This window comes from Streptomyces sp. NPDC035033 (assembly GCF_040636735.1).
Classification (GTDB): domain Bacteria; phylum Actinomycetota; class Actinomycetes; order Streptomycetales; family Streptomycetaceae; genus Streptomyces.
The window spans coordinates 1-5,021 of the sequence record NZ_JBEZUZ010000189.1 but is presented as its reverse complement, the minus strand read 5'-3'; the positions used below and the strand labels follow the sequence as shown (position 1 = coordinate 5,021).

Genomic DNA, 5,021 nt, shown 5'->3' with positions numbered 1-5,021 from the left:
GCACTGGCTGCGCGCCCCCCGCCACGACAACCGGCACACCCACGGGACGGGCTGCACCCTCGCCTCGGCGGTCGCGTCCGGGCTCGCGCGCGGCCCGGAAGAGCGGACCGCCGCCGGGCGCCGCGAGCACCCCGCCCTTCCGGGGGTCGCCGCACCACCACAGCACCCCCACCGGGACCGGCCGGACCTCCTGCCAGCGCGCCCGGCTCGCGATCACCCGCAGCGGCCACACGCCCGTGCCGTCCACCGCCGCCAGGACGACGGCCTCACCGCTCCAGGCGCGGACCACGGCCGCGGCGGGATGCGCCGACCAGGGGCCGGCCGAGAGGATCCGGCGGAACCGGCGGGCGTAGGGGAACCGGACCAGGCCGAAGACGAAGGCCGTCACCCCGCCGAGGAGGAGGAAGCCGGCCAGGTCCTCCGCCCACGGCGGGTCCTCGGGGAACACGGCGAAGCCGACGGAGGAGAGGGCCGCGAGGACGGCGCCCGCCCCCGTCATCACCACGCCCCCGCGCCGGTACCTCTTCAGTTCCTCCGCCGTCCCCGGCAGATCCAGAGCCCGCGTCACACCAGCCCCCCTGGTCGCGATGGTCACTTCCCTGCGGGGAAGGTATCCGCCGGACCCGGGCGGGTACAGGGCCGGGGGACCGGAAGCGCAGGTCAGACCGGCGGCACCGGCTCCCGGGGGAGGGTCAGGGCCCAGCCGTCCGCGCGGACCGTCCAGGTGCGGCGGCGGACCGGGCCCGTGACGCGGCCGTCGGCGCGGTAGCGGAAGTCGGGGCCCGAGACGGTGAGGACCCCGGCGGCCCGCAGCAGGGGCGCGCCCGCCGCGGCCGGGTGCACGGCCACCTCCGCCGTACCGCCGCCGCCGTCCGCCGGGCGGGCCGTCACCCCCGCCACCGGCGCGTCCACGTCGGCAAGCAGCACCCCGTCCGCCTCCACCCGCAGCCGGTGCGTCCGGACGGAGGACGCCACCGGCGCCGGCCGCACCAGGGTGCGGACCAGGGAGCGGCAGGTCCCCCAGACGGAGGGGGCCGACCCGGCGGCCGGGACCGGCGCGGCGGGCACCCGCAGGTCGCCCAGGACCACCCCGTCGCTGTCGTCCACCAGCAGGTCCAGGCTGCGCACCGCCCCGTCCAGCACCGTCCGCGCGGCGGCCACCGCGGAGCGCGGCACGCCGAGGCCGTGCGCGACCTCCAGGGCGCCCGGCGGACCGATCGGCACCAGGGCGAGCGGCGCCCGGTCCCGCCGCAGCAGGGCCACCGCGCGCAGCAGCGCCAGGTCGTCGCCGAGCACGACGGGACGCCGGGAGCCGCGCCGGGACAGGGCCCGGGAGAATTCCTCGGGGGAGTCCGGCAGGCAGATCTTCGCTTCCGCGCCCGCGGACAGAACATCCTTCGCGATCCGTACGGACTCGCCGTCACTTCGGCGGGCGACCGGGTCGACGATGACCAGCAGCTGGTCGTGATCCGACACCTCGGTCCTTCCTCGGGTAGCATCTTTGTGCAAGAGCCCCTTGCGCTATTGCGCCAGGGGCTTCGTCTATTCCGGGGCACACCGGTGAGGCGGCGTACGCCCCCTGACCTTGGACATGCCCCACCCGGAAGGGGTGTACGCCTGTGCCCGCACTTGTGCTGCTCGGTGCTCAGTGGGGTGACGAGGGCAAGGGGAAGGCCACCGACCTCCTCGGTGGATCCGTGGATTACGTGGTGCGCTACCAGGGCGGCAACAACGCCGGCCACACGGTCGTCGTCGGCGACCAGAAGTACGCGCTCCACCTCCTCCCCTCCGGAATCCTCTCCCCGGGGTGCACCCCGGTGATCGGAAACGGTGTCGTCGTCGACCCGGCGGTCCTGCTCTCCGAGCTGAGCGGACTGAACGAGCGTGGCGTCGACACGTCCAAGCTGCTGATCAGCGGCAACGCGCACCTGATCACCCCGTACAACGTCACCCTCGACAAGGTGACGGAACGGTTCCTCGGCAAGCGCAAGATCGGCACCACCGGCCGCGGCATCGGCCCCACCTACGCCGACAAGATCAACCGCGTCGGCATCCGGGTCCAGGACCTGTACGACGAGTCGATCCTCACCCAGAAGGTCGAGGCGGCCCTGGAGCAGAAGAACCAGCTCCTCGCCAAGGTCTTCAACCGGCGCGCCATCGAGTCCGGCCGGATCGTCGAGGAGATGCTCCAGTACGCGGACCAGATCAAGCCGTACGTCGCCGACACCACCCTGATCCTCAACAACGCCATCGACGAGGGCAAGGTCGTCCTCTTCGAGGGCGGCCAGGGCACCCTCCTGGACGTGGACCACGGCACGTACCCCTTCGTCACCTCCTCGAACCCGACCGCCGGCGGTGCCTGCACCGGCGCCGGCGTCGGCCCGACGAAGATCAACCGGGTCATCGGCATCCTCAAGGCGTACACCACCCGCGTCGGCGCCGGCCCGTTCCCGACCGAGCTCTTCGACGAGGACGGCGAGGCGCTGCGCCGCATCGGCGGCGAGCGGGGCGTCACCACCGGCCGCGACCGCCGCTGCGGCTGGTTCGACGCGGTCATCGCCCGCTACGCCACCCGCGTCAACGGCCTGACCGACTTCTTCCTCACCAAGCTGGACGTGCTGACCGGCTGGGAGGAGATCCCGGTCTGCGTCGCGTACGAGATCGACGGCAAGCGCGTCGAGGAACTCCCCTACTCGCAGACCGACTTCCACCACGCGAAGCCGATCTACGAGACCCTGCCCGGCTGGTCGGAGGACATCACGAAGGCCAAGACCTTCGCGGACCTCCCGAAGAACGCGCAGAACTACGTGAAGGCGCTGGAGGAGATGTCCGGCGCCCCGATCTCCGCCATCGGCGTCGGCCCCGGCCGCACCGAGACCATCGAGATCAACTCCTTCCTGTAGGACCCGCGCACCCGTGGAGGGCCCGCACCCGGTTCGGCCGGGCGCGGGCCCTCCGTGCGTCCCGGACATCCCCCGAGTCTTGAACAGGCCTTGTTTTTCAGGGGAGTTGACCCCCTAATGAGTCTCCCTGCACGTTCGCACGCCCATGTGTCACAGGGGGAACCATGGCCCAGAACGTCCCACCGCCACCGGCCGTACCACCGGGGAAGCCCACACCACCGGGGAAGCCCACACCGCCGGGGAAGCCCACACCGCCGGGGAAGCCCGTGCCGCCGGGGAATCCCGGACCCGTTCGCCTCCAGGGCAGCAGTCCGCTCCAGCTGCGCGTGGACCGGAGGGTGCTCTGGGTCGAGGGCGCGGCCTATCCGCTGGAGAACATCGTCCGCGTCTACACCTTCATCCTCCGGCCCCGGCGCGCCGAGGCCGTGTTGCGCCTCGGCAAGCGCCTCGCCCAGATCCTCGTGGGGTACCTCCTCGTCACCCTGGTCGGCGATCTGGCGGACGGGTTCGGGGCGTCGTCCGGCCCGTACGGACCCGAGCCCTCGGAGAGCGGGATGCTGGGCCTGGCACTCGGCCTCGCCGTGCTCGTCCTCTTCGGCTTCCTGCTCTACACCCTCGGCGAGGTGCTACCGGTCATCATCGCGCGCTCCCACCTCGCCCTGGCCGTCGAGACCAACGGACGGTCCACCGCGCTCGTGACCGGCCCTCCGGACGTGCTCCACCGCCTCGTCGGCGAGATCGCCCAGGCCATCGAGAACACGGACGCGCACCTGGAGGAGCGCGTGGCGTCGCTGTCGATCGGCAATCCGGCCAACTACTACTTCGGTGACATCGTGAACATGTACGGCGGCACCGGGAACAAGGGGATCCTGCGATGAGCGGCGACACCGTGAACATGTACGACGGACAGCACAACACGGGCATCGTCCACAACCACGCCCCCGCCCCCGCGCTCACCCCGGAACAGGCGGAGGCGCTCGCCGTCGTGCGGAGCCTGGCCGCGGCGCTGCGCGGGCAGCTGCCCGAGGCCGACCGGGAGGCCCTCGACGCGGGGCTGGCCGGGCTCGGTGAGGCCGCGGCCGGGACGGACCGGCGGCGGACGCTGTTCGCGATCGCCGGGATCGCGGCGACCGTCGGGGCGCTCGGGCAGCCGCTGCTCGACTCGGTGCGGGCCGCCCTGGAACTGTTCGGGGCGTGACCCCCGGGGGACGTCAGTCCTCCCGGCGGTACTCGCCCGGTTCGGTGTCGTACATCGGGTAGACCTGGAGGAGTTCCTCGCCCTTGTACGTCGTCAGGACCAGGTAGCTGCCGGGGTCGTCGCGGACGCACTCCGGGTCGGCGCCGGGTTCCAGGGCCATGGGGCCGAGGACGTACGGGGGCGTGGTGCTCGCCAGGATGGCCGTCCAGGTGCAGTTGACGGCGTCCGACAGCGTGTTGCCCTCGTCGTCCGTGCGCGGGTAGGAGCTCAGCGAGCGGAAGACGGCGGAGCCGGCCGCGCCCTGGGTGATCGTCACCTCGTCGGTGTAGCGGTCCGCCTCCGGGCCCTCGACGAGGGGCTTCATCTTCCACCGGCCCAGGTACTTCGCGGGCAGGATCTCCGAGCCGGTGCGGGCCTTGTGGAAGGTGGCCCGCACGGCGCCGGAGGACCATTCGAGGACCTCGGGGGAGCGCAGGGTGAGGGTCTGGTGGGCGGCGGCCGTGCACCGCTGCGCGGGCACGCTGGTGGTCACGTCGGACTCGCCGAGGACGACCTTGTCCTCGTCGGCGGAGACCAGCCGCGAGCGGCCCATGCACAGCCGGTTGTCGCCGACGTGGGTGTAGACGGCGGTCTTGGTGCCGACCGCGCCCTGGACGAGTTCGATCCGGACGGTCTCGCGGGGCATCTCCGGGCTGCCCCGGAGGACGCCCTCCCAGGCGCCGAGGAAGGCGGCGGGCACGGCGCCGGCGGGCCGGGCGGAGGCGGAGGGCGCGCGGGTGCCGGTGGTCTTGCCGTCGCCGCCGGTCCCCGGGCCGCCGAGCGGCCAGAAGGCGTAGCCGGCGCCCGCCGCGGCCACGACGGCGGCGGTCGCGAGGGCGGCGGTCAGGATCCGCCGCCGGGACCGGGGCTCCGGCCGCTCC

4 protein-coding genes and 2 pseudogenes are annotated in these 5,021 nt (G+C 73.2%); 4 read left to right on the top strand and 2 right to left on the bottom strand.

All coding sequences use genetic code 11. The features are described 5' to 3' along the window. Positions 1–112: pseudogene (locus tag AB0E83_RS35100) on the top strand (bifunctional hydroxymethylpyrimidine kinase/phosphomethylpyrimidine kinase); the annotation flags it as partial. A gap of 548 nt (positions 113–660) precedes the next feature. On the opposite strand, the gene AB0E83_RS35095 reads toward AB0E83_RS35100, so the two are convergent. After that, on the bottom strand, positions 661–1,476 hold the full coding sequence (locus AB0E83_RS35095) for a diacylglycerol kinase (protein WP_362120827.1): 816 nt from the start codon (positions 1,474–1,476) through the stop codon (positions 661–663). A 143-nt stretch (positions 1,477–1,619) separates the two neighbouring features. Here AB0E83_RS35095 and AB0E83_RS35090 point away from each other — a divergent pair, with 143 nt between their 5' ends. The 3 genes from AB0E83_RS35090 (at position 1,620) to AB0E83_RS35080 (ending at position 4,101) form a co-directional block, all read left to right on the top strand. Beyond that, a complete protein-coding gene (locus tag AB0E83_RS35090; RefSeq protein WP_362120825.1) occupies positions 1,620–2,903 on the top strand; it encodes an adenylosuccinate synthase in 1,284 nt (427 codons plus the stop codon). 266 nt (positions 2,904–3,169) lie between these two features. After that, positions 3,170–3,781, top strand: a complete 612-nt coding sequence (locus tag AB0E83_RS35085) for a DUF6232 family protein (protein ID WP_362120823.1) — start codon at positions 3,170–3,172, stop codon at positions 3,779–3,781. Further along, a complete protein-coding gene (locus tag AB0E83_RS35080; RefSeq protein ID WP_362120822.1) occupies positions 3,778–4,101 on the top strand; it encodes a hypothetical protein in 324 nt (107 codons plus the stop codon). The genes AB0E83_RS35085 and AB0E83_RS35080 overlap by 4 nt, the downstream gene beginning before the upstream one ends. Before the next feature lie 13 nt (positions 4,102–4,114). Here the strand turns inward: AB0E83_RS35080 and AB0E83_RS35075 are convergent. Next, positions 4,115–5,021: pseudogene (locus AB0E83_RS35075) on the bottom strand (serine/threonine protein kinase); the annotation flags it as partial.

Coding starts and splice junctions, on each gene's coding strand:
- AB0E83_RS35080 (WP_362120822.1), top strand. CDS start 3,778: ATGAGCGGCGACACCGTGAACATGTACGACGGACAGCACAACACGGGC.